At 63.6% G+C, this 24,813-nt stretch carries 32 protein-coding genes; 13 read left to right on the top strand and 19 right to left on the bottom strand.

All coding sequences use genetic code 11. The annotated features are described in order from the left end of the window. The first annotated feature begins 39 nt into the window (after positions 1-39). From ABIB00_RS27115 to queA, 4 genes are all read left to right on the top strand, one after another. A complete protein-coding gene (locus ABIB00_RS27115) occupies positions 40-603 on the top strand; it encodes a peptidylprolyl isomerase (protein WP_247343435.1) in 564 nt (187 codons plus the stop codon). 8 nt (positions 604-611) lie between these two features. Then, positions 612-1,022: a UCP034077 family protein gene (locus ABIB00_RS27110; protein ID WP_247446640.1), complete on the top strand. Its 411-nt coding sequence runs from the start codon at positions 612-614 to the stop codon at positions 1,020-1,022. Further along, complete coding sequence (locus ABIB00_RS27105) at positions 1,019-1,483, top strand: peptidylprolyl isomerase (protein WP_354047887.1); 465 nt, start codon at positions 1,019-1,021, stop codon at positions 1,481-1,483. Before ABIB00_RS27110 ends, ABIB00_RS27105 begins: the two co-directional genes overlap by 4 nt. Positions 1,484-1,624: 141 nt before the next feature. Beyond that, positions 1,625-2,698: a tRNA preQ1(34) S-adenosylmethionine ribosyltransferase-isomerase QueA gene (gene queA / locus ABIB00_RS27100; protein WP_354106474.1), complete on the top strand. Its 1,074-nt coding sequence runs from the start codon at positions 1,625-1,627 to the stop codon at positions 2,696-2,698. A gap of 43 nt (positions 2,699-2,741) precedes the next feature. Here the strand turns inward: queA and ABIB00_RS27095 are convergent, their stop codons facing one another. Both ABIB00_RS27095 and ABIB00_RS27090 read right to left on the bottom strand, forming a co-directional pair. Continuing rightward, a complete protein-coding gene (locus tag ABIB00_RS27095; RefSeq protein WP_354106473.1) occupies positions 2,742-3,779 on the bottom strand; it encodes an aspartate-semialdehyde dehydrogenase in 1,038 nt (345 codons plus the stop codon). Positions 3,780-3,999: 220 nt separating this feature from the next. Then, positions 4,000-4,602 carry a PepSY domain-containing protein gene (locus ABIB00_RS27090; RefSeq protein WP_354106472.1) on the bottom strand — a complete coding sequence of 201 codons (603 nt, stop codon included), beginning with the start codon at positions 4,600-4,602 and terminating at the stop codon, positions 4,000-4,002. Here ABIB00_RS27090 and ABIB00_RS27085 point away from each other — a divergent pair. Further along, positions 4,601-4,771, top strand: a complete 171-nt coding sequence (locus ABIB00_RS27085; RefSeq protein ID WP_354106471.1) for a hypothetical protein — start codon at positions 4,601-4,603, stop codon at positions 4,769-4,771. The genes ABIB00_RS27090 and ABIB00_RS27085 overlap by 2 nt on opposite strands. Before the next feature lie 82 nt (positions 4,772-4,853). Here the strand turns inward: ABIB00_RS27085 and ABIB00_RS27080 are convergent, their stop codons facing one another. Together ABIB00_RS27080 and ABIB00_RS27075 are read right to left on the bottom strand one after the other, a co-directional pair. Beyond that, positions 4,854-5,600: a TetR/AcrR family transcriptional regulator gene (locus ABIB00_RS27080; protein ID WP_354047879.1), complete on the bottom strand. Its 747-nt coding sequence runs from the start codon at positions 5,598-5,600 to the stop codon at positions 4,854-4,856. 135 nt (positions 5,601-5,735) lie between these two features. Beyond that, positions 5,736-6,887 (bottom strand): patatin-like phospholipase family protein, encoded by a 1,152-nt coding sequence (locus tag ABIB00_RS27075; RefSeq protein ID WP_354106470.1) that lies wholly within the window; start codon positions 6,885-6,887, stop codon positions 5,736-5,738. Between the two features lie 241 nt (positions 6,888-7,128). Here ABIB00_RS27075 and tgt point away from each other — a divergent pair, with 241 nt between their 5' ends. Then, on the top strand, positions 7,129-8,277 hold the full coding sequence (gene tgt / locus ABIB00_RS27070) for a tRNA guanosine(34) transglycosylase Tgt (protein ID WP_354106469.1): 1,149 nt from the start codon (positions 7,129-7,131) through the stop codon (positions 8,275-8,277). Between the two features lie 15 nt (positions 8,278-8,292). On the opposite strand, the gene ABIB00_RS27065 is transcribed toward tgt, so the two are convergent. After that, positions 8,293-8,511 carry a hypothetical protein gene (locus ABIB00_RS27065; protein WP_354047873.1) on the bottom strand — a complete coding sequence of 73 codons (219 nt, stop codon included), beginning with the start codon at positions 8,509-8,511 and terminating at the stop codon, positions 8,293-8,295. Between the two features lie 224 nt (positions 8,512-8,735). Here ABIB00_RS27065 and cysK point away from each other — a divergent pair, with 224 nt between their 5' ends. Continuing rightward, complete coding sequence (gene cysK / locus ABIB00_RS27060; protein ID WP_354106468.1) at positions 8,736-9,713, top strand: cysteine synthase A; 978 nt, start codon at positions 8,736-8,738, stop codon at positions 9,711-9,713. Positions 9,714-9,716: 3 nt separating this feature from the next. After that, positions 9,717-9,959 (top strand): BrnA antitoxin family protein, encoded by a 243-nt coding sequence (locus tag ABIB00_RS27055; protein ID WP_354106467.1) that lies wholly within the window; start codon positions 9,717-9,719, stop codon positions 9,957-9,959. 78 nt (positions 9,960-10,037) lie between these two features. On the opposite strand, the gene ABIB00_RS27050 is transcribed toward ABIB00_RS27055, so the two are convergent. Together ABIB00_RS27050 and ABIB00_RS27045 are read right to left on the bottom strand one after the other, a co-directional pair. Then, positions 10,038-11,450, bottom strand: a complete 1,413-nt coding sequence (locus ABIB00_RS27050) for a caspase family protein (RefSeq protein ID WP_354106466.1) — start codon at positions 11,448-11,450, stop codon at positions 10,038-10,040. A gap of 194 nt (positions 11,451-11,644) precedes the next feature. Further along, positions 11,645-12,520 carry a DMT family transporter gene (locus ABIB00_RS27045; RefSeq protein ID WP_354106465.1) on the bottom strand — a complete coding sequence of 292 codons (876 nt, stop codon included), beginning with the start codon at positions 12,518-12,520 and terminating at the stop codon, positions 11,645-11,647. A 151-nt stretch (positions 12,521-12,671) separates the two neighbouring features. Here ABIB00_RS27045 and ABIB00_RS27040 point away from each other — a divergent pair, with 151 nt between their 5' ends. Further along, positions 12,672-13,070: a RidA family protein gene (locus ABIB00_RS27040; RefSeq protein WP_354047867.1), complete on the top strand. Its 399-nt coding sequence runs from the start codon at positions 12,672-12,674 to the stop codon at positions 13,068-13,070. 52 nt (positions 13,071-13,122) lie between these two features. Here the strand turns inward: ABIB00_RS27040 and ABIB00_RS27035 are convergent, their stop codons facing one another. From ABIB00_RS27035 to ABIB00_RS27025, 3 genes are all read right to left on the bottom strand, one after another. Further along, on the bottom strand, positions 13,123-13,668 hold the full coding sequence (locus ABIB00_RS27035; RefSeq protein WP_354106464.1) for a hypothetical protein: 546 nt from the start codon (positions 13,666-13,668) through the stop codon (positions 13,123-13,125). Then, positions 13,613-13,957 carry a hypothetical protein gene (locus ABIB00_RS27030; protein ID WP_354106463.1) on the bottom strand — a complete coding sequence of 115 codons (345 nt, stop codon included), beginning with the start codon at positions 13,955-13,957 and terminating at the stop codon, positions 13,613-13,615. The genes ABIB00_RS27035 and ABIB00_RS27030 overlap by 56 nt, the downstream gene beginning before the upstream one ends. A gap of 185 nt (positions 13,958-14,142) precedes the next feature. Next, the gene (locus ABIB00_RS27025; protein ID WP_354106462.1) at positions 14,143-14,730 is read right to left on the bottom strand and encodes a formyltransferase family protein; all 588 of its coding nucleotides are present in this window, start codon (positions 14,728-14,730) and stop codon (positions 14,143-14,145) included. A gap of 821 nt (positions 14,731-15,551) precedes the next feature. Between ABIB00_RS27025 and ABIB00_RS27020 the strand changes: the two genes are divergently transcribed. Beyond that, positions 15,552-15,785 carry a hypothetical protein gene (locus ABIB00_RS27020; RefSeq protein ID WP_354106461.1) on the top strand — a complete coding sequence of 78 codons (234 nt, stop codon included), beginning with the start codon at positions 15,552-15,554 and terminating at the stop codon, positions 15,783-15,785. 4 nt (positions 15,786-15,789) lie between these two features. Here ABIB00_RS27020 and ABIB00_RS27015 read toward each other — a convergent pair whose 3' ends face one another. From ABIB00_RS27015 to ABIB00_RS27005, 3 genes are all read right to left on the bottom strand, one after another. Further along, complete coding sequence (locus tag ABIB00_RS27015) at positions 15,790-16,092, bottom strand: hypothetical protein (protein ID WP_247447221.1); 303 nt, start codon at positions 16,090-16,092, stop codon at positions 15,790-15,792. Positions 16,093-16,184: 92 nt separating this feature from the next. After that, the gene (locus ABIB00_RS27010; protein ID WP_354106460.1) at positions 16,185-18,230 is read right to left on the bottom strand and encodes an acetoacetate--CoA ligase; all 2,046 of its coding nucleotides are present in this window, start codon (positions 18,228-18,230) and stop codon (positions 16,185-16,187) included. A gap of 164 nt (positions 18,231-18,394) precedes the next feature. Further along, a complete protein-coding gene (locus ABIB00_RS27005) occupies positions 18,395-18,622 on the bottom strand; it encodes a hypothetical protein (protein WP_247343368.1) in 228 nt (75 codons plus the stop codon). A gap of 392 nt (positions 18,623-19,014) precedes the next feature. Here ABIB00_RS27005 and ABIB00_RS27000 point away from each other — a divergent pair, with 392 nt between their 5' ends. Further along, positions 19,015-20,130 carry an AI-2E family transporter gene (locus tag ABIB00_RS27000; protein ID WP_354047857.1) on the top strand — a complete coding sequence of 372 codons (1,116 nt, stop codon included), beginning with the start codon at positions 19,015-19,017 and terminating at the stop codon, positions 20,128-20,130. Between the two features lie 145 nt (positions 20,131-20,275). Beyond that, positions 20,276-20,668 (top strand): NUDIX hydrolase, encoded by a 393-nt coding sequence (locus ABIB00_RS26995; protein ID WP_354106459.1) that lies wholly within the window; start codon positions 20,276-20,278, stop codon positions 20,666-20,668. Between the two features lies 1 nt (position 20,669). Here ABIB00_RS26995 and ABIB00_RS26990 read toward each other — a convergent pair whose 3' ends face one another. From ABIB00_RS26990 to ABIB00_RS26975, 4 genes are all read right to left on the bottom strand, one after another. Continuing rightward, a complete protein-coding gene (locus tag ABIB00_RS26990; protein ID WP_247447225.1) occupies positions 20,670-20,957 on the bottom strand; it encodes an OapC/ArvC family zinc-ribbon domain-containing protein in 288 nt (95 codons plus the stop codon). Between the two features lie 185 nt (positions 20,958-21,142). Beyond that, positions 21,143-21,382: a hypothetical protein gene (locus ABIB00_RS26985; RefSeq protein WP_354106458.1), complete on the bottom strand. Its 240-nt coding sequence runs from the start codon at positions 21,380-21,382 to the stop codon at positions 21,143-21,145. 156 nt (positions 21,383-21,538) lie between these two features. Beyond that, complete coding sequence (locus tag ABIB00_RS26980) at positions 21,539-21,781, bottom strand: hypothetical protein (protein ID WP_247343353.1); 243 nt, start codon at positions 21,779-21,781, stop codon at positions 21,539-21,541. 647 nt (positions 21,782-22,428) lie between these two features. Continuing rightward, positions 22,429-22,599: a hypothetical protein gene (locus ABIB00_RS26975; RefSeq protein WP_354106457.1), complete on the bottom strand. Its 171-nt coding sequence runs from the start codon at positions 22,597-22,599 to the stop codon at positions 22,429-22,431. 365 nt (positions 22,600-22,964) lie between these two features. Between ABIB00_RS26975 and ABIB00_RS26970 the strand changes: the two genes are divergently transcribed. Further along, complete coding sequence (locus ABIB00_RS26970; protein WP_354106456.1) at positions 22,965-23,627, top strand: hypothetical protein; 663 nt, start codon at positions 22,965-22,967, stop codon at positions 23,625-23,627. Between the two features lie 121 nt (positions 23,628-23,748). Here ABIB00_RS26970 and ABIB00_RS26965 read toward each other — a convergent pair whose 3' ends face one another. Together ABIB00_RS26965 and ABIB00_RS26960 are read right to left on the bottom strand one after the other, a co-directional pair. Then, complete coding sequence (locus ABIB00_RS26965; RefSeq protein WP_247343342.1) at positions 23,749-24,033, bottom strand: hypothetical protein; 285 nt, start codon at positions 24,031-24,033, stop codon at positions 23,749-23,751. A 399-nt stretch (positions 24,034-24,432) separates the two neighbouring features. Further along, a partial coding sequence (locus tag ABIB00_RS26960) for a hypothetical protein (protein ID WP_354106455.1) occupies positions 24,433-24,813 on the bottom strand: 381 nt, incomplete at its 5' end.

The raw sequence follows: 24,813 nt of genomic DNA, 5'->3' as shown, positions 1-24,813 counted from the left end.
ACGGCGCGTTTCCTCTCTCATCTCTGATCCGGAGTTATCATGATCCGAATTCTCGCAGTTCTTGCCGCGGTTCTGTTCGCGGCGCCGGCCTTCGCGCAAGCCTTGCCGGCGGGCCTCGACAAGGCCAACGCCGTCGTCATCGACACCACCAAGGGCCGCATCGTCATCAAGCTGCGGACGGATCTGGCGCCCCAGCACGCCGAGCGCATCAAGCAGCTCGCGCGCGAGGGCTATTACAACAACGTGCCGTTCCACCGCGTCATGGACGGCTTCATGGCGCAGACCGGCGACGGCGAGAAATTCAACGGCACCGGCGGCTCGAAATATCCGAATCTGAAACAGGAATTCTCCAAGGTGCATTTTGCCCGCGGCATCGTCGGGATGGCGCGGCGCGGCGACAGCGTCGACACTGCCAACTCGCAATTCTTCATCATGTTTGCGGACGGCGGCAGCCTCGACAACCAGTACACCGTGATCGGCGAGGTCGTGCAGGGCATGGACGTCGTCGACAAGCTGAAGAAGGCGCCTCCCGGATCAAGCGGCGGCACCGTCACCGACCCCGACAAGATGGTGAAGGTGCAGGTCGCTTCCGACATCAAGTAGGAGAGACGATGGCGCGCTGCGCTGGCAAGCTCCTGCTGGTTGCCGCGGTTCTGCTGCTCGGCGTCTCCGGAGCGGCCGCCGGGGACACGCAGGTCAACACCATCCAGGACATCTTCCGGCATCTGCGCACCTGCTGGAAGCCGCCGCCTGCCGCCAGGGCCCGTCCCATCGACATCACCGTCGTCGTGAGCTTTAACCGGGCTGGAAACATTCTGGGCCATCCGAGGATTACCTATGAATCCGCGGAGGCCTCCGACGATGACCGGCTGCAATACCGGGTCGCGGTGATGGAGGCATTGCAACGCTGCACGCCGATGCCATTTACCGATGCGATGGCCGGCGCCGCTGCGGGGCGTCCATTCGCGATCCAGTTTCGCAACCGGAAGACTTCACCCTCAACCCAAGAGAGACGAGCATGAGTGCCACCGAAAACACCCTGATCCTCGAGACTACCCAGGGCCCCGTCACCATCGAGATGCGGCCTGATCTGGCGCCCGGCCACGTCGCGCGCATCAAGGAGCTCGTGCGCGAAGGCTTCTACGATGGCATCGTGTTCCATCGCGTGATCGACGGCTTCATGGCGCAGACCGGCTGCCCGCAGGGCACCGGCACCGGCGGCTCCGGCCAGAAGCTGAAGGCCGAGTTCAGCAAGGAGCCGCATGTGCGCGGCGTCACCTCGATGGCCCGTGCAGCGAGCCCCGATTCCGGGGACAGCCAGTTCTTCATCGTGTTCGACGACGCCCGCTTCCTCGACAACCAGTACACGGTGTGGGGCAAGGTCACCGAGGGCATGGATAACGTCGACAAGATCAAGCGCGGCGAGCCCGTGCAGAACCCCGACAAGATCGTCAAGGCGCGGATGGCGGCTGACGCGGCGTAGCCGCTCGATCCTCATGGTGAGGAGGCGCGCAGCGCCGTCGCGAACCATGAAGGCCGAGCTCGAGCAGCGGGCCTTCATCCTTCGAGACGCGCGTTCCGCGCTCCTCAGGATGAGGAGTGACCATGTGGCGCTGAACCCGACATGCGGACCGATCTCTTCGATTTCGACCTGCCCGCCGAGCGCATCGCATTGCGCCCGGCGAGCCCGCGCGACTCCGCGAAGATGCTGGTTGTCGATCACGGCACGCTGCGCGACCGTGTCATCGCCGACCTGCCGCAATGGCTGAAGCCGGGCGACCAGCTGGTCGTCAACGACACCAAGGTGATCGCGGCGCAATTGAAGGGCCGCCGCATCGGTCGCGAGACCGAGCCGAAGATCGAGGCGACGCTGATCAAGCGCGTCGACGGTTCGCGCTGGCAGGCACTGGTGAAGCCCGCCAAGAAACTCACCCCCGGCGACCGCATCCGCTTCGGCAATGAGGGCAAGGTCTGCCTGCTCGGCCATCTCGACGCCGAGGTCGAGGCCAAGGGCACTGAGGGTGAGGTGACGCTGTCATTCTCGTTCCACGGCCCGATACTGGATCAAGCCATCGCCGATCTCGGCAGCCCGCCGCTGCCGCCCTACATCGCCTCCAAACGCACGCCGGATGATCAGGACTTCGCCGACTACCAGACTATGTTCGCGGCGAATGAAGGCGCCGTTGCCGCGCCGACAGCAGGCCTGCATTTCACGCCGGCGCTGGAGCAGGCGCTGCACGCGCGCGGCGTCGACATCAACCGCGTCACGCTGCATGTCGGAGCAGGGACGTTCCTGCCGGTGAAGGTGGACGACACCGAAGGCCACAAGATGCATGCCGAGTGGGGCACGATCTCGGCCGAGACGGCGGAAAAGCTCAACACCGCGCGGAGCAATGGCGGCCGTATCGTCGCGGTCGGCACCACGTCATTGCGGCTGCTCGAAAGCGCAGCGAGCGCGGATGGCGCCATTCAGCCATTCGCCGCCGAGACGTCGATCTTCATCACCCCCGGCTATCGCTTCCGCGCCGTCGATATCATGCTGACCAATTTCCATCTGCCGAAGTCGACGCTGTTTATGCTGGTGTCGGCATTTTCGGGGCTTGAGGCGATGCAGCAGGCCTATGCGCATGCCATCGCGCACGGTTACCGGTTCTATTCGTATGGCGATGCGTGTTTGTTGTTTCGGGCAGAGCCGTAAGGTGGGCAAAGGCGCGTAGCGCCGTGCCCACCCGACGTACCCGTTACGCCATCACCCGCTGCGGCAACAGCTCCGCGATCTGCACCGCGTTCAACGCGGCACCCTTGAGCAGCTGATCCGCCGCCACGAACATCGAGATCGAATGCCCGCTAGCGTCGCTGAGATCCTTGCGGATCCGGCCGACCAGGACGTCGTCCTGGCCCGAGGCGTCGATCGGCATCGGGAAGTAGTTCTTCACGCGGTCGTCGACCACCTTGACGCCGGGCGCCTGCGCCATGATGGCGCGGACCTGGTCTTCGCTGATCGGCTTCTCGCATTCGAAGGTGATGGCCTCGCAATGAGCCCGCAGCACCGGCACGCGCACGCAGGTGACGCCGATCGCGATCTTGTCGTCCTCGAAGATCTTGCGGGTTTCCTTGATGACCTTGGTCTCTTCGTCGTTGTAGCCGGTGTCAGGATCGATCGCCGTGTTGTGGTTGAAGAGGTTGAAGGCGTAGGGATGCGGCATCACCTTGGGCGCGTAGGCCTGCCCATTGAGATTGGCGCGGGTGGACTCGACGAGCTCCTCCATCGCGGCGGCACCGGCGCCGCTTGCCGCCTGGTAGGTCGAGATGATCACGCGCTTGATGCGGTTGCTTTGGTGGATCGGCCACAGCGGCACCAGCGCGGTGATTGCGGCACAGTTCGGGTTGGCGATGATGCCCTTGTGGTCGCGGATGCGGTTGCCGTTGACCTCCGGAATCACCAGCGGCACGTTCGGGTCCATGCGGAAGGCGGAGGAGTTGTCGACCACGACGGCGCCCGCCTTGACCGCGATCGGTGCGTACGTCTTGGAAATGCTGCCGCCGGCGGAAAACAGCGCGATGTCGACGCCTTCGAAGGCGCGCTCGGTCAGCTCCTCGATAACGATTTTTTGCCCGCGAAACGACACCGTCTTGCCGGCCGAGCGGGCGCTCGCGAGCGCCTTGAGCTTGCCGACGCGAAAGCCGCGCTTGTCCATGGTGGCGATGAATTCGGCGCCCACCGCACCGGTGACGCCGACAATCGCGACGACGGGATCGTTACTCACTTTGTCCTCCATTGAATTGAGAATTTAGACAACAAAAAAGCCCCGGACCAACGAGGGCGGGGCTTCGGTAGAGTGGATTGCGTTCTAGTCGACGACTACACGCGCACGCCTCCCCGGGCCCCGAAGGCCGTGGTGGTTTTAGTCGTGCGTTTGGTGGTCGTGAACATGGCGGCGACTTATGGGGGAGAGTCTTGCGGCCGTCAATGGCTTTTCGGCGGGATTGGCGCCGTCGCTATCTCGTCCGGGCGCCCGGAGGTTCGAGGATGACCTCCTTGAGGTTGTCGCCACTGATGACGACGATCGCGAAATTCAGCCGGCCGCCTTCGCGCACCAGCCCGCCGCTGATCGCCTTGCCGGAGGCCGCGCGTTCGGCGACGTGCACGGCATCCGCAAGGCGGTGCTTGATGGCACCGAGCGCTGCGAGGTTGCTGCGGTCGTCGAGATCAAGCTCGGCAAGGGGGAGGGCAGCTTCCCCGCCGACGAGTTCGCCTGTCGCGGCATTGATGGTGTGGCGCCAGATCCGGTCGTTGTGCAGGGTCTTCACCCGGTAGACCGGCACACCGGAGGCTCCGTCGAAACTCACATCCGCCGTGGTGGCACCGGCGTGGCGGGATTCCGCAATCGCCATGGCCTGGCTGATCGAGATCGACGAGCTGCGGAAGCGCTCGATTTCGCGGCTGACCGCTTGGCGATCGGCCTCGGTGTCACCATCTGTGTCGCTGTGAAGCGCGGTCGGCGTGCCCGTGCTCACGATCGCCCGCGCCGGCGCTGCGAGGAGGAGTGCGGACAGGGCGATCGCAAGCAATCCCGAGGTCCATGGTTGGGCTGTCGTCATGCTCGAAACCCTCGGCCAGCGAGTGTGCCGGATGATCGTAAAGAATTTGCGGCCGACCTTGGGCATCGGTCGGCCGCTGAGCGTCGTGATGGGCTGTACCCGCCGCGGCGATCGAAGCGGTGCGGATCTCTTTGGGGCTGGTGAAAAAGCGATCCGCATCGGCCTATAATTAAACCATACCGTATCGTTTTGTTTTGGTCAACGGCGCGGGCGCAGGTCCACTCGGAAAAGATCGCAACCCCACGGAATTGTCAGCGGGACGGACGCCGCCGCTGCGTGCTCTTGGCGGCGCTCTGGACGCGGTCCGCCGGTCCGAGCGCACCGGCCAAAAACAGCTTGATCGCAGCGCGCATTCGTTTTTCCGCGACCTTCATCTCCGGCGGCGTTCCAAACGTCGCCAGGCGATGATTGTGACCGACGACGACGTCGAGGAACACCTCGGCCGCGATGGTGGTGTCGTCCACGTCGAGCGCACTTTGCGCCATCAGATGGTCGAAGAAGCGCGCCGTCGTGGCGACGGCCTTGAGCCAGCCTTCCTCTTTGCCGAGCTTGGCGACATCGGGAAAGTTGATGGCCTGTGACGTCATCATGCGGCTGAAGGCGACGGCGTCGGGACCGCAGGTGAATGTCAGCATCTCGCGCCCGATCGCGACCAGCCGCTGCTCGACCGAAATGTCCGAGGCGCTGCTGATCTGCGTTTCGGCGGCTGCCGACAGCGGCGCAAGCCAGCGCGCGATTTCGCGCCTCAGCACGGCCGCGAACAGTCCGCGCTTGTCGCCGTAACGGGAATAAACCGTGGGTTTGCTGACGCGTGCTGCTTCCGCGACCGCATCGAGCGAGGTCGCGTCAAAGCCGCGATCCAGGAACAGGCGGGTGGCGACCTCGATCAGCCGTTGATCCCGCTCGATCGCTGCACTTTTGGTCGGCCGGCCGCCACGTGATTTCGGCACCTCGCGCCGGGGCGCTGCCGGTCTTGTCTTGGTCGCAGTCAATCCCATGCCCGATGATTCCTGCGCGTTCCTGACATCGATCATTGCTCTATAGCGCGCAGCAGCCGGGGCGTCATCGCCAATCTGGCCGAATTGGTCGTATCGTCAACGGTCTCGGTAAGACCTCGTTCCTCCGTGAGGGCCTCACGGAAGCGTCGAAGTCCAAGCCTGGCCAGCCGCCGCCTTCTCATATCCGTACTGATACAGCGCCCGCATATAGGCGGTGTCGAACCCTTCCGAGACCGGCGCGGGATAGTCGCGCGCGATGTAGGAGAGATGGAAACCCAGGCGGTTGCGCTTGGCGAAATCATAGGTCGAGAAGATGATCGAACGGGTCTGGGACTGGGTGATCGACGACAGGCTGCGTGAGGCGACGTCGATGGTGCTGTTGAAGACGAGCTCGAAGTTGCGTTCGATCTTCTTGTTGACGAGGATGTAGATGTCCATCTTCGCAGTGCCGGGCAGGCGACTGCCCTGGAAAAGCAGGGCTTCCGGCAGCGTCAGCACCGGGGCCGTCACGCCGCCGTCGACATGCATCTCCTGAAACCTGCGGCCCTGGCCTTCGGCGTCGATCATGATCGGCGGAAACACCAGCGGTATGCTGGCGGAGGCCGCCATCACGTCGCGAAACAGCTTTAGCGCTTCGGGCGTGCCGACCGCTGCGATCTTGCCCATATCCCAGATGGCGGTGCGCTGGGTGTCGAGATCGGTCGTCACGATCAGCAGCCTGCGGCCCTTGGCGTTTTCGCGCGCGACCTGCGCCATGATCTCCGGCCCGACATAGCGTGCGACGAGCTCGCGCAGCCGCGTGTTGCCGAACAGCCCGGATCCGAACAGCACGCGCATGATGCTGGGATCGCTCAACAGGCTCTCCGCGATACCGCTGGTGTAGACCTCCTTCAGCGTCTCGTCATATTGCGAGCCGAGATACGCAAAGGGCGCAATCAGGCCGCCGGTGCTCACACCCGAGACGACCGAGAAGGCGGGACGGGTTCTGGCCGCGGTCCAGCCGTTGAGCACGCCGACGCCATAGGCGCCATCGGCGCCGCCGCCTGACAGAGCCAGGTAGGACTTCGTCGCGGTGCCGGTGTCCTTCTCGAAGCTGAATTTCGCGATGGGTTCGTCGGCGTAGCGCCGGAGGCCGTCGATATCGAGCACCCGCGAGGTGCTGGCTTCAGCGGCGGTATAGGGCGTGCGGGGCAGGGAGGTGCAGGCGCCGAGCGCCAGGCTGCACGTCAGGAATCCGATCAGGCGGGCGCCTGTCTGCCTCGTCCAGCCATGCGAACGGCCGGACATCTCACTCGAACTTGAAGGAAAGGGCATTGTCGGTGGCTGGCGATCACGCATCTACCGCCGCCGGCAACATCGCCGCGGCAGCTCGTCCAACCCCAGATAAAACTACACTGTATCGTTTTGTTTAACAAGGGAAGCGGGTGCAAATATCCGTGTCCGTTCTGTCCCAGTCTGATGCACAAGCCGGCGCAAGCAACGCTTGAGCGGGTTGATCGGCCTGCTCCGACACGCAATAAGCACCCTCATGAATCGTCCTGACACCGGTTTGCCCAATCATTTCGAACTGCTCGCCACCGATGGCGCCGCGCGCACCGGGCGCCTGACCACGCCGCACGGTGTGGTGCGCACGCCCGCGTTCATGCCGGTCGGCACCGCCGGCGCGATGAAGGGCATGCACTGGCGCGAGGTGCGTGAGGCCGGTGCCGACATCGTGCTCGGCAACACCTATCATCTGATGCTGCGTCCCGGCGCGGAGCGGATCGCGGCGCTGGGCGGCCTGCAGACATTCACCGGCTGGAACGGCCCGATGCTGACGGATTCAGGCGGCTTCCAGGTGATGTCGCTGGCGGATTTGCGCAAGGTCAGCGAGCACGCCGTCACATTCCGTTCGCATATCGATGGCGCCAAGGTCGAGTTGTCGCCGGAGCGCTCGATCGAGGTGCAGCGTTTGCTCGGCTCCGACATCGCCATGCAGATGGACGAATGCGTGCGGCTGCCGGCCGAGCGCGCCGACATCGACCGCGCGATGCAATTGTCGCTGCGCTGGGCCGAGCGGAGCAAGCGCGCCTTCGAGAGCGCGCCCGAGGGCTACATGCTGTTCGGCATCGTGCAGGGCGGCGATATACCGCAGCTTCGCCATGCCAGTGCGCAGGGCCTCATCGAGATCGGTTTCCACGGCTATGCGATCGGCGGCCTCGCCGTCGGCGAGCCGCAGGCCGTGATGCTGGCGATGATCGACGAGACCGCGCCGCTGCTGCCGAGGGAGCGGCCGCGCTATCTGATGGGCGTCGGTACGCCGGACGACATGCTCCAGGCGGTCAAGCGCGGTATCGACATGTTCGATTGCGTGATGCCGACGCGCAATGGCCGGCATGGCGTTGCGTTCACACGCTTCGGCCAGGTGAATTTGCGCAACGCCCGCCACGCCGACGATCCGCGTCCGCTCGACGAAGAGAGCTCGTGGCCGTCGGCTCGCACCTACGCGCGCGCCTATTTGCACCACCTCGTCAAGTCGGGCGAGACGCTGGGTGCGATGCTGCTGTCCGAGATCAATGTCGCTTATTACCAGTTCCTGATGCAGGGCATCAGGGACGCGGTCGCACGGGGAACGTTCGAGGAGTTCTATCAGCGTACGTGCGAGGACTGGGCGAGGGGCGACATCGCCCCGCGCTAGCTCGACTGCACAGGGTCAGTTGCACACGAAATGTTGCTTGACGGCGTGCTTGGTCACGAAGCCATAGCCGCAATTGTCGCAGGTCCAGAGATAGCTGATCACGTGGTCCGACACATATGCTGAAGCTTCGGCTGCGACCATGGAGTCGGCGCAGACGGGACAGGTAGGCAACGCGCTACAACGCGGATAGCGGTGGTGTGTGACGGTCGACAACACTTCAGCGACTGCTGACATCGTGGTGACCTTCCTGCTTCGAGACGTAAGTCTAACATAAGCAGAATCAGTTGACGAGGTCGCAACACAAATGCGTTGGTTTTCTGATAATTAAAGCTCACGCGATTTTGCGATGCAGCGTATTTAACATATTGCCGCAATGTCGCTTGCCTGTCGTCGCAGGCTGTCTGTAACTGCGCAAGAGACGCGACAGAAGCGCAAATTGTCGTCACACGGAGTTCATCATGGACGCATCGTCCAGCACGGGTGCAGCGCACCAACCCGGCCGCGGCCGGATCTACGACTCGATCGTCGATGCTTTTGGCGACACGCCGGTCGTTCGCCTGCGACGGCTGCCGGCCATGCACGGCGTCAACGCGACCATTTTGGCAAAACTTGAATACTTCAATCCGGCCGCCAGCGTGAAGGACCGCATCGGCGCGGCCATGATCATTGCCATGGAGAAGGCCGGCATCGTCAAGTCCGACACCGTGCTGATCGAGCCGACCTCCGGCAATACCGGCATCGCGCTGGCCTTCGTCGCGGCGTCGCGCGGCTACAGGCTCAAGCTGGTCATGCCGGAGTCGATGTCGATCGAACGGCGCAAGATGCTGGCCTTTCTCGGCGCTGAGCTCGTGCTGACACCGGCGGCGCAGGGCATGAAGGGCGCGATCGCGACGGCCGAAGAGCTGTTGAAGACGACGCCGAATTCGGTGATGCCGCAGCAGTTCAAGAATCTCGCCAATCCCGAGGTGCATCGCCGTACCACCGCGGAGGAGATATGGAACGACACCGGCGGCAATCTCGATTTCTTCGTCGCTGGCGTCGGCACCGGCGGCACCATCACCGGCGTCGGCCAGGTGCTCAAGCCGCGCAAGCCCTCGCTGCGGGTGGTCGCGGTCGAGCCCGAGGAAAGTCCGGTACTGTCGGGCGGCCAGCACACGCCGCACAAGATCCAGGGTATCGGCGCCGGCTTCGTCCCCGACATCCTCGACCGTTCTGTGATCGACGAGATCGTCAAGATCAACTCGACGACGGCGATCGAGGCCTCCCGCGCGCTGGCGCGGCATGAGGGTATTCCTGGCGGCATCTCCTCCGGCGCTGCCATTGCGGCTGCGCTACAGATCGGCAAGCGGCCGGAAGCTGCGGGAAAAACCATCCTGGCTATAGTGCCGTCCTTCTCCGAGCGGTATCTTTCGACGGCACTGTTTGAGGGAATCTAGGACATGGCTGATCAACCACCGAGGCGGCCGCGCACGCTCGGCGATGCCAGGACCGAGGCCGAGGCGGCGTTCAAGAAGGTGACGACCAAGGTCGCAGTGGCGCCGCCGAAGCAGAACGTAGCGCCGGGGGTCAAGGAGCAGGTCACGCTGCGGATCGATCAGGACGTGCTGGAGCATTTCCAGGCAGGTGGACCCGGCTGGCAAGACCGCATCAACGACGCGTTGCGGAAAGCCGCTGGGAAGTAGGCGCCAGCTGGCTGAGGGACTCGCAACGAAAAAGCCCGGCGCGAACCGGGCTTTTGTGCTTGCGATCTGGTCCTCGCCTCAGCGGCGGAACATGCCGCCCATCATGCCGCCGACGACACCGCCGACGAAGGCCGCGCCGGGATCGCCGCCGCGATGCTGGGCCGGTGCGCTCGGGGCAGGGGCGCTGGCGCGCCGGGCTGGCTTCGCGCTTTCGTCGCTCGCTGTCGGCGTGGCGGCCACGATCTCGGAGAGCAGGGCCTTGTGCTGGAGCTTGTTGAGATAGCCGGTCGACGGATAGCCACGTGCCGCCTGCCAGCGCTTGAGCACCGTACGGGTGTCGTCGCTGAAGGCACCGCTGACCTTGATGTCGAAGCCGAGCCCCGTCAGGCGGCGCTGCACGTCGCGGCGCTGACCTTTGTCGAGGCCGATCTGGTCCTCGGTCAGCTGGCTGGCGTCGTCGGTGAAGGTCGCGGGATCGACACCGGCGTTCAGGTTACGGGTCGTCGTCGACGGGCCGCTCTTGATCGCGGCGAGCCGCGCCAGCGCCAGCGCCTTGAACTGGCCGTTTGGGTAGGCGGAGAGGTAGGCGTTGAGTTCTTCCGGCTTGTTGCTCTCCTTGACCGAGCGCCAGTATTCGAGCTCGACACCGTCCGAATTGCCGCTGGTTGCCGCCGGCACGACGCCAGCCGCCGTCGGTGCCGCATTGGCAACCTGGGTCGTGGGCGCCTGGTTGAGATACACTGCGCCAATCAGATTGGTGTGGCCCCAGGGCAGCTGACCCTTGTGGGTCTCCTCGTTGACCTGGGCGCGCACCGACGTCATCGCCTGCTGGATCTCGATACCAGGCTTGGTGATGTTGTCGATCAGCGCACGGGTGAATGGGCTGTTGTTGCCCTCCTGGCCGTCGAGCGCGGTCTGGCCCGGGCCGGTGGCGAACGCGATCAGTGTGCCTTCGCCGGACTTCATCTCGGCAAGACCGCTCTGCACGTTGACGCTGCGGGTCGCGGAGTTCGACTTGATCTTGGCAGCGAACGGATTGTCGCGGCAGGCATCGAGGAAGACCAGCTTGACCTTGGCGTCGCCCATGGTCTGCTCCAGCGTCAGGTCGATGTTGATGGCGGCACCGAGCTTGACGTCCATCTCCGATTTGATGTCGGCGTCAACCGGCAGGAGATAGTTGGAGCCGCCGACCGCGATGCCGTGACCGGCATAATAGAACACTGCGACATCGGAGCCCTGCGCCTTGCGGCCGAAGTCCAGCAGCTTCTCCGTCATCTGGTCGCGGGTGAGGTTTGAACCTTCGATCACATCGAAGCCGACATTGCGCAGCGTCGCCGCCATCGCCTTGGCGTCGATCGGCGGGTTCGGCAATTGCGCGACGTTCTTGTAGGTGCCGTTGCCGACGACGAAGGCAACACGGCGGTCGGCCTTTGCGGCGCTGACCGACAACGCCATGCACATCAGCGAAGCGAGGAGGGTGAGAGTGCGCATCTGAAATCCCCAACAGAATCGAATTGCAGGCAGCAACAAATTGGCAGCAAACCTACACGAAATCGCCCGGCTCCGTGCAAGCAAAACGACCGTCACCCGTTGCTTGGCGGCGGACTGTTGCATGAGCGACTGCCCGTCCAACGTGATCCAAATCACACGCCCACTTCGTTTTGTCGCGCGAGGCCGGGCGAGGTTCACTGCGCGCGGGCAGGAACTGCTGAAGCCGGCTTCAAATTCAGGAGATTACCGCACAGGATCAGCGCCGCGCCGAATACAGTCCAGGCATCGAGCCGCTCCGAATAGAGCAGCCAGCCGACGGCTGCCGTGAGTGGAACCCGCAAAAAGTCCATCGGCACCACGATGGTCGCATCTGCGTACCGGAGCGCGCTGGCGAGGCAGTAGTGCGAAAAAGTGCCGCACACCCCGATGACGAAGAGCCATCCCCACAGGGAGGCCGACGGCCAGGTCCAGACATAGAGCGTCGGCAGCAGGCCCACGACAAACTGCACCACAATCATCCAGAACAGGATCGACAATGCGCTCTCCGTCCGGGTCAGCGATTTCGCCAATATCATGGAGATGCTGAAGCCGATCGCGGCCCCCAGCGCGATCAACTGGCCCGGATTGATCTCGCCCGTGGCGGGCCGCACGATCATGACGACGCCGACGATGCCGAGCGCGATGGCGGCGATCTTCCAGACGCTCATGTGTTCGGACAGGAAAGTTGCGGCCAGCAGCGCCGTCCAGATCGGCATGGTGAATTCAATTGCCACCACCTGGCCGATTCCGATCAGCGTCAGTGCGTAGAACCAGCCGAGCTGTGCGAAATAATGGACCCCGTTGCGCGCGAGGTGCTGGGGCAGGCGCTTGGTCGCGACCACCTTGAAGCCTCCGGCCCGGTAGATGATCGGCAGGAGGAGCGTGAACCCGATCACCGAGCGCACTTCCATGATTTGAAAAACATTCAGCTCGCGCGTGGTCTCGCGCCCGGCCACCGCCATGACCAGCATCAGCGACAGCCAGCCGGCCATCCACAGGGCAGCCATCGTTTTGGACGGTGTCGTGTTCATCGGCGCTGGTATGGGAGGCGAGGGTCCTGAGGGAGGGCCGGTATCGGCGACATCGCCGCCGTTTGCAACGGCCAAATCTGCGGATGCAGCGATGCACGGCGGCGTGCTAAGGCATCAGCGACCAAGGACAAAAAACGGAAGGGCTTCGCTCATGCAGATATTGCAGCCGGCCGAGTGGAAAAAACCGCGCGGCTTTTCCCATGGTGTCGTGGCCGAGGGGCCGGGCCGCTGGGTGGTGCTGGCCGGGCAGACCGGCGGCGACGAGACCGGCAATTACGCGCCTGACATGGCGGCGCAGGTCGGGGCCGCGCTGAAGCGGATCATCAAGCTCCTGGGCGAGGCCGGCGCCGGCCCCGAGCACATCGTCCGCCTGACCTGGTACCTGACCAGCCGCAGCGAATATGAGGCAGCCGGTGCCGGCATCGGCGCGGCCTGGAAGGAAACGCTGGGGCGCAATTTCCCGCCCTCGACCTTGCTCTACATCGGCGGTCTCGTGGACGACCGGGCCAAGGTCGAGATCGAGGTCACGGCGTTCGTGCCGAACGCATAAAAAAAACGACCCGGCGAGGTCGCCAGGTCGATTGTAATTTGCTTGTATCGGCTTAGCGCGTCAGCGAGATGTTGGCGCCGCGGAACTGGCTGTCGGCGCGCATCGTGACGATTTGCTTGTTGCCGATCGTCTTCAGCGAGATGTTGGCGTTGAAGCCGGCGGCGGAGGCGACCAGCTCGTAGTTTCCTCCGGCGCCGCGACCCGAAAGCGAGCCCGAGATGTTGCGGCTGGCCTCGGACCAGCTGCCGGCGATGGCGCTGCCTTCAGCCTTGACGCTGGCGCCGAGGTTGAACTTGTAGGCGTCGCTGGCACAGGTCAGCGCCATCTCCATCGTCGGTCCGATCGGGATGTATTTGGCCCGGCAGCGAATCCGCTCGCTCGAGCCGTCATCCAGGGTGACCGTGCCGGAGCCACTCCAGCTGCCCGCAAGCGGGGCGAACGGGCCGGACTGCGCCTTGCTCTCAGAGTTCGCAATGCCCGCCGCAAATAAAACGGCGGCCGCGACCAGAAGCCGCCGGCTTAGGCCGGTGGTCCCGAATTGCTTATTGGCGCGATGCTTGCCATCGCCCGCTGCACGGTATGCCTGCAGATGCTCCATTCCACTTTCCCGATCCGGCGTTGCCGCTGAGTTGACCGTTGGCATATGCGCCATTGATCGAAACTTTCACAAGACCCTCCCGGCCGATGGTGCCGGAAACGTTAGCGCCGGGGGCGCTGATCTTGCCGTCGGCAACCGTCAGCAACGAGCTTGCGGTCGGCTCGCAGGAACCGCTCTTGGTGACGATGGTGACCTGCCAGTTGCCGTCATAGGGGGTCTGGGCGAAAGCGGGCGAGGCGAGGGTGATAACTGAGGCGGCACAGAACGCCGCAATGCGAGCAAAACGCATGAATTTGGTCCTTGAATCTGTCTGATATACTGACGCTTATTGGGACCAAATGTGACGGAAATTTGTTGCAATGCCAAATCGAAAATTGTTCCAGTGGAAACAATGGTTTATTTGCATTACCGGCTGCAATTTTCGAAGCAGAATCAACGCCCCTTCACGTTAAGGGTAAACGTTAGGAGAGCGACTCAGGAAAGAGCTGGCGCCGAGGTCGCGAACTGCTCGTCCTGAATCTTGGACGGCAGCGCCTTGTGGACCTTGGCATAGTCGATCACGTCGGCCAGCAATTTGAGCCCGAGCGGGGCAAGTGCGCGCTCCCACAGCTCCCGTGCCGTCTCGCCCTTCTTGACGAAGCACCATTCCTGGGCGGCGATGGCGCCGGCGTCCATGCGGTCGGCGAGGTGATAGATCGTGCCGCCGGCGATCGGATCGCCTTCCTTGATAGTCCATTCCACGGCGGCCTTGCCGCGATGGCGCGGCAGCAGCGAGGGATGATAGCCGATCCCGCCCAGCTTCGCCGCGGCGAGCGCGTCCTTGCCGATCCGGGCATGGCTGTGCGCGGTGACGATCAGATCGGTGTCGGGGGCGATCTCGGAGGCGACCACCAGCTTGGGGTCGGCCTGGACCACGACGTCGATGCCTGCGGCCCGGGCTGTCGCGGCGAGGCGATCCTCCGCGTCGGCCACTACGACCCGAACGATCGAGACACCGTGCTCCCGGAACATGTTCAGGGTGGTCACGCCGAAATGGCGGGAGCCGACGAGGGTAATGCGCATGGGGGTCCGATCCGTCTCGCAACTGCGTCATCCCCCGATACCATGTCCGGACGTCCTGTCACCACCCGCGCGGCGTTTGCGCCGGTTATCAACAATGCACCGGGGCCCAGATGCGCGATAAATTCGTCGATTGCGGAGCCGGCCGGTCCGGTGCTTCCATGGGCGCGCGCTTGGCACCGGCTTGGAGCGAGCGCATGCGAAGTGCGTGGCTCGTCCTTCTCGCGGCGCTGATCGCGACCACTCCGGCGCGCGCCGGCGGACCACCCTATCCGGCGGTCCCGCCTGGGGTTGGGGTGGCGCCCTTCATCGGCCCGACCTGGGACACCTATCGCTGCGCGGAAGGGCCGGTGACCAATTTCTATCAAGGCCCCTATTACCGGCGAGGCGCCGCCGGCACTCCATCGCGGCTACGCGTACCGGCCGTATTACCGCTACAGCGCCTACCGCAGGCTGCCGCGTCCATACTTCTGCATCACGGACTAGCGTTGCCGCGCCGCCACGGTCGGACGGCAAGTGATGGATATCCCGGTTCCTATGTTTCATTTTTAACATAGAGGCCCCCGGTTTGCCGATAGAACATGGACCGACCGGAGCTGGCGAAATTTCAACCCGTATCCGTTTTCGAACCCGGCTTTGGCCGCTGGCATGATCGCCAGCGGCTTTTTCGTGCTGGGCCATCACGAAATCATCGGACGGTAATACGATCTCAACCAGCCTGGCGTATCGACGAATCCGTCGCGGATTTGTATTGCGTACCGCGACACCGAAATTGTCCCGCCGGCGTGGTGCGTCGTGCGGGCTTTTTTGCCGGGACCGATTTCATGCCGAGCGCGATTGAGCAGATCGTCGACGTCTATGTCCGACTGAAGAACCGGCGCGGCCTCGACCAGTTGATGATGCACAGACAGCGGCTCGCGGTCGACCTGAAGAGCAGGTCCGGCTACGATTTCAGCGTGCCGATCGGTCAGATCGACGATGAGATCGTGATCATCGAGGCGGGCCTCAGCCGGCTCAAGGCTGAATCCGCGGACCTCGGCGCGACGCATCCGATCTGAGCGCTCAGTCGCGCCGGCCGCCGTCGATGACGGTGAACAACGGCCGTGCCGTGGTCGGCTCGACCAGCAATTCCTCCACCAGCGCGGTCGCCGCATCGACATATTTGCGCGTCGGCTTGTCGAGGGCGCGCGCGGCCTCGTCGTCAAGCGCGACCTTTGCGGCCTCGACCAGCTTGCGCATCCGCGCCGCATGCTCGTCGCCCGCCGTCAGCGTCGCGCGCGCCAGCGAGCGCAGCACGAACAGCTCGCCTTCGAGGCGGAGCAGACGGTCGTTGAGTCTGGTGAGGACGGCGTTGAGATCGGCCATGGCGCGCGTTCGTTGCGGAAGATCCATCCTGCTCTAGCGGCGATCGGTGAACGGAGTCCAAACGGCATCGGCGCAATTGGGCCGATCTCCCCTCAAGCCTCGGTCCGCGCCAGATAGTCGCGCGCGAAGGCGAGATACCAGTCAAGGCAGGCGGGATTGGCCATCGCCTCCCTGTTGATGACTTTCTCGACAGGCTGGCCGAGCAGCAGCTTCTTGATCGGCAGCTCCTGCTTCTTGCCCGAGAGCGTGCGCGGAATCTCGGCGACTGCGAAAATTTCGTTCGGCAGGAATCGCCGGGAGAGGCCAGCCTCGATCGCCTTGTTGATCCTCGCCCGCATCGCGCCGTCGAAGGCGACGCCGTCGCGCAGTACGACGAACAGCGGCATGTAGCTGTCGCGGCCGAGATATTCGAGATCGACGACGAGCGAGTCCAGCACCTCCGGCAAGGCTTCAATCGCGGAGTAGAGTTCGCTCGTACCCATGCGCAGGCCATGCCGGTTGATGGTGGCATCGCTGCGGCCATAGATGATGCAGGAGCCGTCCGGGTCGACCTTGAGCCAGTCGCCGTGCCGCCACACCGGCCCGCGGCCGCTGCCGTCGAAATTGTCCGGATAGGTCTCGAAATAGCTCGCGCGATAGCGCACATCGCCCTTGTCGTTCCAGAAATAGAGCGGCATCGACGGCATCGGCTCGGTGCAGACGAGCTCGCCGACCTCGTCGATGACGGCGCGGCCCTGTTCGCTGAAGGCCTCCACGGCAGCACCCAGCAGACGGCACTGCATCGCGCCCGGCGTCTGCGGCAGTTCGCGGTTGCCGCCAATGAAGGCGCCTGCGAAATCGGTGCCGCCGGAGATGTTGGCCCACCAGATATCGGCATGGGCCTTGCTGCCGTTGGTCCTCGAGAGCGCCGCGAAGCGGTTGTTGAACCAGGCTTGCGTGTCGGCATTGAGCGGAGAACCGGTCGAGCCGAGACAGCGTAATCGCGACAGATCACCGGCGGCGAGGTCGATTTCCGCCTTGGCGCAGTTGGCGAAGAACGCCGCGCCCGCACCGAAGAAGGTCGCTTTCGACTGCGCGACGAAGCGCCACAGCGTGGTCCAGTCCGGCTTCTCCCTGGCGCCGCCGGGACTGCCGTCGAAGATGCAGCAGGTGGTGCCATTGAGCAGGCCGCCGACCTGGCTGTTCCACATGATCCAGCCGGTCGAGCTGTACCAGTGATAGCGCTCGCCGAACGAGTTCTCGTGGTAGGAGCAGCCGAGATCGTTGTGCAGTCCCAGCAGCGCCAGCACCACGATGACGATGCCGCCATGGCCGTGCACGATCGGCTTCGGCAGGCCCGTGGTGCCGCTGGAATAGACGATCCAGAGCGGATGATCGAACGGCAGCCAGGCCGGTTCGAACGTGTCGATCGCCGCACTTGTCCTTGCAAGGATATCGGAGAGCAGGGCGTCCGGCGCTGCGGGCGCGACGGCCTCGCTGTGCAGGATGACGTGCTCGACCGTCGGCAGCGATCGCCGCAGCTCGGCGAGGACGTCTTTGCGATCGTGCAGTCGATCGGCATAGGTGACGGCGTCGCAGGCGATCAGCACTTTCGGCTCGATCTGCTTGAAACGGTCGATCACGGCGGGGGCCGCCATATCGGGCGCGCAGACGCTCCAGATCGCGCCGATGCTGGCGCTCGCCAGGAACGCGATGATGGTCTCGGGGATGTTGGGCAGGTAGGCAGCCACGCGATCGCCGGGCTTGATGCCTTTTTCTTTCAGATGCAGCGCGAGCGCTGCCGCCTTGCGCCGCAGCTCCGGCCAGCTCGTCTCTTTATGCTTGCCGTCCTCGCCGCTGCTGACAATCGCGGGCAGGCCGGCGGCGTCGGCCGCGTCCACATGACGGAACACCTGCCGGGCATAGTTGACCTGGGCGCCGGGAAACCAGACCGCGCCGGGCATCTTGCGCTCGGTGATGACGGCCTGGAACGGCGTCGGCGATTGCAGATCGTAATAGTCCCAGATGCTGCGCCAGAAGCCGTCGAGATCGCGCACCGACCATTGCCGCATGTCCTCGTAGCTGGCGAAGGTGAGGCCGCGCTGCTCGGCGAGCCAGGTGCGGTAGAGGGCGATCTGGGGAACGAAAGCTGCGGTCATTGCGTGTCGGCTTCAGTTGCGGGGAAGGGGAGTTTATCTGTTGCGGCGGAGCAGCAGAAGCCGCACTTCGCGCAGGCAGCGTTGACAGCAGTAGCGGGCTGCGTCCGCCAGGAACACGTTTGAGTGGCGTAACGCGACTGCTTCAACGGGTTCGTCGTTTCAACCTACCGCCCCACGTCTGCCCAGCGCCTTCCGAACACCGGCGGCTTGGTCTTCACCGCTTCCCAGCCAAAGAAATGATGCTTGCCGGACCAGGTGTGCACCACGCCGCTACAGATGCTGCACTTGTAGCTGCCGGAATGCGCTTCGGCGTGCTCTTCCCTCGTCGCGGTGTAGTTCATGCTGCAACCCGCGCAGGTGAATTCTTCAATCGTCCAGATGCTGTTGGCCATTGCACCGAAAGCGGTTTGGGGGATCTCAATGAAAGCGTAGGTGCACGGCTTTGCATCGGCGTAAACCCGCCGGCCGAAATCCGGTTAATCGTCGTTAGCCAAACCGCCTTCGCCCGGAGCGGGCCCTGTCGCCGACGGCATAGGCGTAGCGCCAATAGCCCGGTGCGGCGTTTCGCTTCAGCGAAAAGTGGATGCCGCGGTGAATTCCCGTGTGTGCGACAGGATCTCTGGGGCGGCGCGCCATGCTCTCGGAATGCCGAATGGCCCGATGCGTTCCTAATCGCCAGGCTCGGGCTGGACCGGTCGTCTTGACGCCGGATGCGCGGCTGGCAATAACGCTGGACCGAGCAAGTGCCGGAACCCGCGTCAATGCCGCAAGGAAAGCCGTGCCCGTGAAAAGTCTCCGTCAACTCCTGACGGGCGAGGACATCATCCAGCTCGTGATCCGGGTCGGCCTGCTCGGCCTGTTGATCATCTGGACCTTCCTGATCATCCGCCCCTTCGTGCCGATCCTTGCCTGGAGCGGCGTGCTCGCGGTCGCGTTCTACCCGGCCTTCAGCTGGGTCGCCAAGATCCTCGGCGGCCGGCCCAAGACCGCAGCGGCGATCCTGACCCTGATCACGCTCGGCATCGTCATTGGCCCTGCGACCTGGCTCGGCATCAGCGCAGTAGATGGCGTGCGCGAGCTGGCGCGCCAGCTCGGCACCGGCGACCTCGCGCTTCAGTCGGCGCCCGAGCGGCTCAAGTCGTGGCCGCTCATTGGCCCCTGGCTATTCGACCTCTGGGAGCAGACCTACAACAACATCCGCGCGGTGCTGCACGAGGTGGCGCCATATCTCCAGCCGTTGGCGGGACCGTTGCTTGGACTCGCGGGAGACGCCGGCGTCGGCACGCTGCAGTTCCTGGTCTCGGTGTTCGTGGCCGGCTTCCTGTTTCCGCACGGGCCGCGGCTGGTTGCGGCCGGCCGCGGCTTCCTGTTTCGCATCGTGCCCGAGCAGAGCGAGCATTTCCTGGGGCTCGCGGGCGCCACCATCCGCGCCGTGGCGCAGGGCGTGATCGGCGTCGCGATCGTGCAGGCGCTGCTGGCCGGAATCGGCTTCAAGCTCGCCGCCGTGCCGAGCGCAGGCCTGCTCGCCTTCATCGTGCTGCTGCTCTCGATCGTGCAGATCGGCGCCTTTCTGGTGCTGCTGCCGGTGATCATCTGGATCTGGACCGCCAAGGACGTTACCACGGCGCTGCTGCTCACCGTGTTTCTCGTCCTCGTCGGCTTCCTCGACACCATGTTGAAGCCGCTCGTCATGGGGCGCGGCCTGACCACGCCGACCATCGTGATCTTCGTCGGCGTGATCGGCGGCACGCTCGCCCACGGCATCGTCGGCCTGTTCATCGGGCCGATCATCCTGTCCGTGGCCTGGGAGATGATGATGGCCTGGATCAGGACGGAGGACCGGGCAGAGGCGGGGGCAGGGGCAGGGGAAAGAGCGGGGCAAAAGGCGGACGAGGCCTGATCTCGGGCCTCGAACGGCGCGATCGGCCTGCCGTAACCCGTCGGACCTGAGGGTCCAGCGGCCTGTGATCAAGCGGCGGGCTGAACTTGTCTATTCGACTAGACAAGTTACCATGGGTCCGATTCTGTTTTCGATTACGGCGGAAATGGCGAAGTCTTCCAAGCTGGTAGCCGCCAAGCGCGGCAAGGTATTGTTGGTCAGACGCCGGTCGGACGGGCTGTGGATGTTCCCGGGCGGCCGCAAGCGCGCGCGCGAGTCCGACAAGGACTGCCTGCGGCGGGAGATCAAGGAAGAGCTGCCCAAACTGAAGCTCGGCCGGATCAGCCTCTGGAAGGAAGTGACAGCCAGGAACAAGCGCTCCGGCCGCAAGATGAGCGATGCGATCTTCATCGCGAAGGGGACCAAAGGCAGGCTCGCGATCGGCGACAAGAACGAGCTCGACCGCGCCGCCTGGCAGAAGCCGCGCGGCATCCGCCTGACGCCGACCTCGCGCTATATCCGCGACCGCCTGTTTCCGAGGAAGCCCCGGCGGGCGTAAGCTACTCCTCGTCCTCCGACGGCTGCTGCGTCCGACCGGCGTGGGACCGCGAAGAATTGACACGGGCCTGCGGCGCGGATGCCCTCGCCATTTCGGTTTCGCGCTGCTCCTTGCGGGCCTTGCGTGCGCGCTTCATGGCCTGCTTGACCTGAGGGTTCGGCGAGTCCTCCGCGAAGAACAGCACCACCTCGCAGCTTGGACACTGCCTGGAATAGCCGTCCTGCAACCGTCCGGCGCGATCGCGGAATACGGTCTTGCAGCGCGTGCACTGAATCTGGACGAAACTCATCCGCGGTCGACAATGACTGATGGAAATGGATCGTCAGGTGATCCCAAATGTCTGAAGAAAGCTTGAATGCTTCCGGGACTTCACCGGCAGGTTTTTCCGCAGCCGGCACGAATGTGCTGGCCGTGTTCGCAAAACCTGGCCGGCCAAACATCATCTGCCCGTCGCGACAAGCTGAGATATCGGCGCTATTGCTTGGCGGCTATCGTGTCCAGGCAATGGTTGAGATAGACGGTGCGATCCCTCGGCAGCACCTTCTCGAGATCTGCCTTTAGCGCGCACTCGCGCTGCCGCATCTGCTCGGCCCGCCGCTTCTCGGCCGCTTCGCGATATTCGGGAGCAACCTTGTTGGGATCGACGAGGGCCTGCGAGCGGGCGGGAGCGGTCACGGCGAATGCGATGGCGGCGATGATAACGAGCTGTTTCAAATGAGCCTCCTTAAAAGGCTCATTCTAGCGCTCGGGCGGCGAGGGCTCAAACGGCAAGTTCGGTGAGACGACCGACAGCGCGGCCTGTCCGCGCAGGGTCGCTAGCGGCTGGTGGAGCCGGCTTCGACTACCTGAAGTTTGGCTAAGTGAAGTCCGTCACTTCGGGACGTGGTCGATCTTGTGCCCGAGATGCCCGGTGTCGTGATCGCGACGCAACTGGCTCAGCGACGTCTCGTTCAATTGTTGCAACACTTCATTGAGTTCAGTCGTATCCGGATAACCGGCGGCAAAACCCTTTCCGTAGATCTTGCGCAACGTGCCGACCAGCGTGTTGCCGTGCTTCTTGCTGATCGCGCCATCCTTGTCCCGGTGGCGACTATCCAGGCCGTGCTCCTTCATATGCTTCTCCCTGAGTGGCGTCTGCGCGCCGGGGGGCAGCGTGCTCCCAAACGAGTTGATTGGCAACGGCATGGCACGCGGGAGTGGAGGTCGGCTCGCGCTTCCATCTCTTGGCTGTGAAGCCGCGTCGGATTGCGGTTGGACGGTTGGCGTATCACATAGACCCGAGCGGTGCTTGATGGGAGCCGATACGATGCGCTCTGTTTTGGCCATGGGCCTCTTGATCCTGCTGTGCACGTCTGCAAGCGCCGCAACGGTGCATCACGCCCGTGCGGGCAATCCTGCGACACGCCATCCTGCGGCCGATCGTCCTCGCTCGGACGTGAATTCTCGCGCGCGCTTCGCGGTCCCCGGCTGGAGCGATGAAGCAACGGAGCGATGGCTCAATAGCGCCTCGTCCAACGTCGGCCGAGGCGGATAGTCACGGGGGTGTGAAAAGTTCAGCCGAGCCGTGTGAAGCAGCTCACAAGCGGTTGTCGAGACCGCTGCTAAGAAGGCCTCATTGCTTTACCGATTTATACTTCGAAAACGCCTCAGCGCAGCCACCAGGCGCTGGGGTTTTTCATGTCGATCGCCGCCACGGCCGGAGCACGCGAAGCGCGATCGGATGGGCGGGTGCTTTCTGAAAAGTGCTTAAGGCGGGGCGATTAAGCGGCTTCTTCCTCAAACGATGTGTAGATTTGGCCTGCGGGATCAACGATCTGAACGTCCCGGCACCCGTCCGCGATCAGTTCTCGGGCCTTCTTGAGGGCGGCGGCGAGGGATAGCCGCTTGAGACTGACGATGCCTGCCGTGTCGAAACCGTTGATTTCAAACATGCCGCTCCTCCGATTTTCTCGAATCCTACACTTTTCGGGGGAGTTGTCTGTAGCTTTGTAGCGGTTCCGGGCAGGCTGCTCCATTATCGAGACGCAAAGCATTCGCTTCGGAGAACCGGAACTTGACCTGAAAAACCCGGATCTTTCCTGCGCTCACGTGGGTGCAGGGCTACCTGCAACTCTATCGCATGGACCCCGTACTCGGCCGGGGTGAGCGGGCATGCCCGGCGGCCAGGCCGCTAACGTGGAATTAATCCGAAAAGCCCACAATTTTAGGCAGTTGTACGTGGGTGTTGCGTAGAGGAGGCGTCGCGAGGACGTTCCGGCGGCGGCATCCTTTTGCTCGCTCATTTGAGGTCAATGCAATGACCGCGACTTTCGAAACGCAAGGCCTCGTCGAACAACTCGACCCCGCAGCACTGGCAGCCGCAGTCGCGGCACACGAACCCGCAAGCTTGGACGCTCCAGAACCGATCAAGCGGTCCAGCCGGACGTCGGTCATGGCGCTATCGGTGTGTGCCCTCGCCATCAACGGCGCGGCGGCGATCTACACATGGCCGTCCGGCTTGCCATCGCTGAATCTGAGCAGCCTGGCTGATCTGCTACCGCGGCAAGAGGCTTCAGCGCCAAAGCCGGATCCGGTTGTCGCTGCCTTGAAGGATATTCAGTCGACCCAGCAGCAACACACGGCTTCGCTGCAGGAGAGCAACCAGGCATTGCAACAAAACGCGGCTGTGCTGCAGGCGGATTCGATGGTGCTGTTTTCGCTGCGACAGAGCATCACGGACGAACGGGTCGATGTGAAGAAGGTATCTTCGCAGCTGTCCACGCTGATTGCGAGGATCGAGTCGCTGCAAAATGCCATGATGTCGGACGTCACGTCCTCCGTTCGAAGAGCGCGTGCTCGCTATGGACTGTCCGCAGCGATGCGCAAACGGATGGCTCCGCAATCGAAATCTATGGGGCCCGTTTCGGTTGGAGGAGCTCCCTTGAGTGTGCCGGCTACAATCTCGGCCCCGGAAAGCTGAAGATAGGTCAGGCAAGTCATCTGGGACTATGTCCGCGCTCACTTGGCCGAGGGTTCGCGTTGACGGGCTGGCGGGCCGCTGCCGTAGGCACCCTGCATTTCCAGAAACGAATGACGCGACGCTAGTAGCGCGGGTAATAGCCCGGCGCGTACCTTGGATCGCCATACCTCTGAGATCGATAGTAGCCATAGCCCCGCGGCGGATCGTCAGGGATTGGCCTGGCGTAGACGCCGGGCGCCTTGTACGCGTTGGGATAGCAGCGGCCGTTGGAGTAGTTGAAGTCATATCCGTGCGGACAGCCGCCGTCTGGACTGCCGCGAAACTGGACCTGTTGGAGCGGGGCCGGCTGGGGAGCGGATACGCCAATTTGGAGGGCGAGGGCCGCACCGGCGATAGCTGCAAGCATGTCTATGTCCTCCGTGTAACTCCCCGATCAACCATATGGCTATTACGAGTAATGGTCGCTGAATTGGGCATTCATCAACCATTCACTTTTGGGTGCGGTTCACTCCGAACGGTTCGAAGATTACAAACCATGGTGTCGGCGAGGCGCTGATGAAGCGGAGGCGCAGAACCACCGAAGGGGCGACCGGCACCGCCACTCGGCATGTTAATGACGAAAGTCCGTCCGCCTGTTTTCTCATGTTCGCGGGCGGGGGCCGCCCTCGGGAGGAACCGCGGCGCGCGTCGCTCGTTCGCTAGGGTCTTGTGGCGTATCGGCCTGATGCGGGAAGGTGTCTTCGGCCTCGGGTTGTCCCTGAGGCTGCTTTTTTGCCTGAAGCCCGCCGGTCCATGTGCGCTGGCCTTAACCTAACTTTAGGAAACAATTGTACGGCGGCGCCACGTTGGATAGAACAAATCCTGTCAGCGTCAGTTGCGTCCGAAAGTCATGATTACGTACAAGCAGTACCATATCGAACGATTTGAGCACGGGCCCAAGCGCTGGGTTGCTCGCATCACGCGGACAGACGGCCAGAACATCCGCACGATTCTGCCGGCGTCTGAGCTCCCCTACCTCGATACGAAGCCGACAGCGTCCGCCGAGGAAGCTGAGGAGCTTGCCAAGGAAGGCATCGACTTCGGCGGCGTGGTCTAGGGTCTGTTGGGATTCAGGATTCTCATCGGGGCTTGGTTGTGATTCAAGCTTGGGATGGACCGATTCGTTTTGACTGACGCCCAATGGGCG

It is taken from the genome of Bradyrhizobium sp. LB14.3 (genome assembly GCF_040547985.1).
Lineage (GTDB): Bacteria > Pseudomonadota > Alphaproteobacteria > Rhizobiales > Xanthobacteraceae > Bradyrhizobium.
Note: the sequence above shows the minus strand (reverse complement) of the source record. Positions and strands in the feature narration are given on the sequence as shown.

What these genes read in the sequence shown, in the direction of transcription:
- ABIB00_RS26995 (WP_354106459.1), top strand. Translation starts at nt 20,276, where the DNA reads ATGGCGAAGTCTTCCAAGCTGGTAGCCGCCAAGCGCGGCAAGGTATTG.
- ABIB00_RS26980 (WP_247343353.1), bottom strand. Translation starts at nt 21,781, where the DNA reads ATGAAGGAGCACGGCCTGGATAGTCGCCACCGGGACAAGGATGGCGCG.
- ABIB00_RS27045 (WP_354106465.1), bottom strand. Translation starts at nt 12,520, where the DNA reads ATGAACACGACACCGTCCAAAACGATGGCTGCCCTGTGGATGGCCGGC.
- ABIB00_RS27110 (WP_247446640.1), top strand. Translation starts at nt 612, where the DNA reads ATGGCGCGCTGCGCTGGCAAGCTCCTGCTGGTTGCCGCGGTTCTGCTG.
- tgt (WP_354106469.1), top strand. Translation starts at nt 7,129, where the DNA reads ATGAATCGTCCTGACACCGGTTTGCCCAATCATTTCGAACTGCTCGCC.
- ABIB00_RS26975 (WP_354106457.1), bottom strand. Translation starts at nt 22,599, where the DNA reads ATGTTTGAAATCAACGGTTTCGACACGGCAGGCATCGTCAGTCTCAAG.
- ABIB00_RS27050 (WP_354106466.1), bottom strand. Translation starts at nt 11,450, where the DNA reads ATGCGCACTCTCACCCTCCTCGCTTCGCTGATGTGCATGGCGTTGTCG.
- ABIB00_RS26965 (WP_247343342.1), bottom strand. Translation starts at nt 24,033, where the DNA reads ATGCTTGCAGCTATCGCCGGTGCGGCCCTCGCCCTCCAAATTGGCGTA.
- ABIB00_RS27020 (WP_354106461.1), top strand. Translation starts at nt 15,552, where the DNA reads ATGCCGAGCGCGATTGAGCAGATCGTCGACGTCTATGTCCGACTGAAG.
- ABIB00_RS27040 (WP_354047867.1), top strand. Translation starts at nt 12,672, where the DNA reads ATGCAGATATTGCAGCCGGCCGAGTGGAAAAAACCGCGCGGCTTTTCC.
- ABIB00_RS27015 (WP_247447221.1), bottom strand. Translation starts at nt 16,092, where the DNA reads ATGGCCGATCTCAACGCCGTCCTCACCAGACTCAACGACCGTCTGCTC.
- ABIB00_RS27075 (WP_354106470.1), bottom strand. Translation starts at nt 6,887, where the DNA reads ATGTCCGGCCGTTCGCATGGCTGGACGAGGCAGACAGGCGCCCGCCTG.
- ABIB00_RS26990 (WP_247447225.1), bottom strand. Translation starts at nt 20,957, where the DNA reads ATGAGTTTCGTCCAGATTCAGTGCACGCGCTGCAAGACCGTATTCCGC.
- ABIB00_RS26970 (WP_354106456.1), top strand. Translation starts at nt 22,965, where the DNA reads ATGACCGCGACTTTCGAAACGCAAGGCCTCGTCGAACAACTCGACCCC.
- ABIB00_RS27080 (WP_354047879.1), bottom strand. Translation starts at nt 5,600, where the DNA reads ATGGGATTGACTGCGACCAAGACAAGACCGGCAGCGCCCCGGCGCGAG.
- queA (WP_354106474.1), top strand. Translation starts at nt 1,625, where the DNA reads ATGCGGACCGATCTCTTCGATTTCGACCTGCCCGCCGAGCGCATCGCA.
- ABIB00_RS27030 (WP_354106463.1), bottom strand. Translation starts at nt 13,957, where the DNA reads ATGCGTTTTGCTCGCATTGCGGCGTTCTGTGCCGCCTCAGTTATCACC.
- ABIB00_RS27105 (WP_354047887.1), top strand. Translation starts at nt 1,019, where the DNA reads ATGAGTGCCACCGAAAACACCCTGATCCTCGAGACTACCCAGGGCCCC.
- ABIB00_RS27090 (WP_354106472.1), bottom strand. Translation starts at nt 4,602, where the DNA reads ATGACGACAGCCCAACCATGGACCTCGGGATTGCTTGCGATCGCCCTG.
- ABIB00_RS27035 (WP_354106464.1), bottom strand. Translation starts at nt 13,668, where the DNA reads ATGGAGCATCTGCAGGCATACCGTGCAGCGGGCGATGGCAAGCATCGC.
- ABIB00_RS27115 (WP_247343435.1), top strand. Translation starts at nt 40, where the DNA reads ATGATCCGAATTCTCGCAGTTCTTGCCGCGGTTCTGTTCGCGGCGCCG.
- ABIB00_RS27085 (WP_354106471.1), top strand. Translation starts at nt 4,601, where the DNA reads ATGCTCGAAACCCTCGGCCAGCGAGTGTGCCGGATGATCGTAAAGAAT.
- ABIB00_RS27065 (WP_354047873.1), bottom strand. Translation starts at nt 8,511, where the DNA reads ATGTCAGCAGTCGCTGAAGTGTTGTCGACCGTCACACACCACCGCTAT.
- cysK (WP_354106468.1), top strand. Translation starts at nt 8,736, where the DNA reads ATGGACGCATCGTCCAGCACGGGTGCAGCGCACCAACCCGGCCGCGGC.
- ABIB00_RS27010 (WP_354106460.1), bottom strand. Translation starts at nt 18,230, where the DNA reads ATGACCGCAGCTTTCGTTCCCCAGATCGCCCTCTACCGCACCTGGCTC.
- ABIB00_RS27095 (WP_354106473.1), bottom strand. Translation starts at nt 3,779, where the DNA reads ATGGAGGACAAAGTGAGTAACGATCCCGTCGTCGCGATTGTCGGCGTC.
- ABIB00_RS27055 (WP_354106467.1), top strand. Translation starts at nt 9,717, where the DNA reads ATGGCTGATCAACCACCGAGGCGGCCGCGCACGCTCGGCGATGCCAGG.
- ABIB00_RS27005 (WP_247343368.1), bottom strand. Translation starts at nt 18,622, where the DNA reads ATGGCCAACAGCATCTGGACGATTGAAGAATTCACCTGCGCGGGTTGC.
- ABIB00_RS27025 (WP_354106462.1), bottom strand. Translation starts at nt 14,730, where the DNA reads ATGCGCATTACCCTCGTCGGCTCCCGCCATTTCGGCGTGACCACCCTG.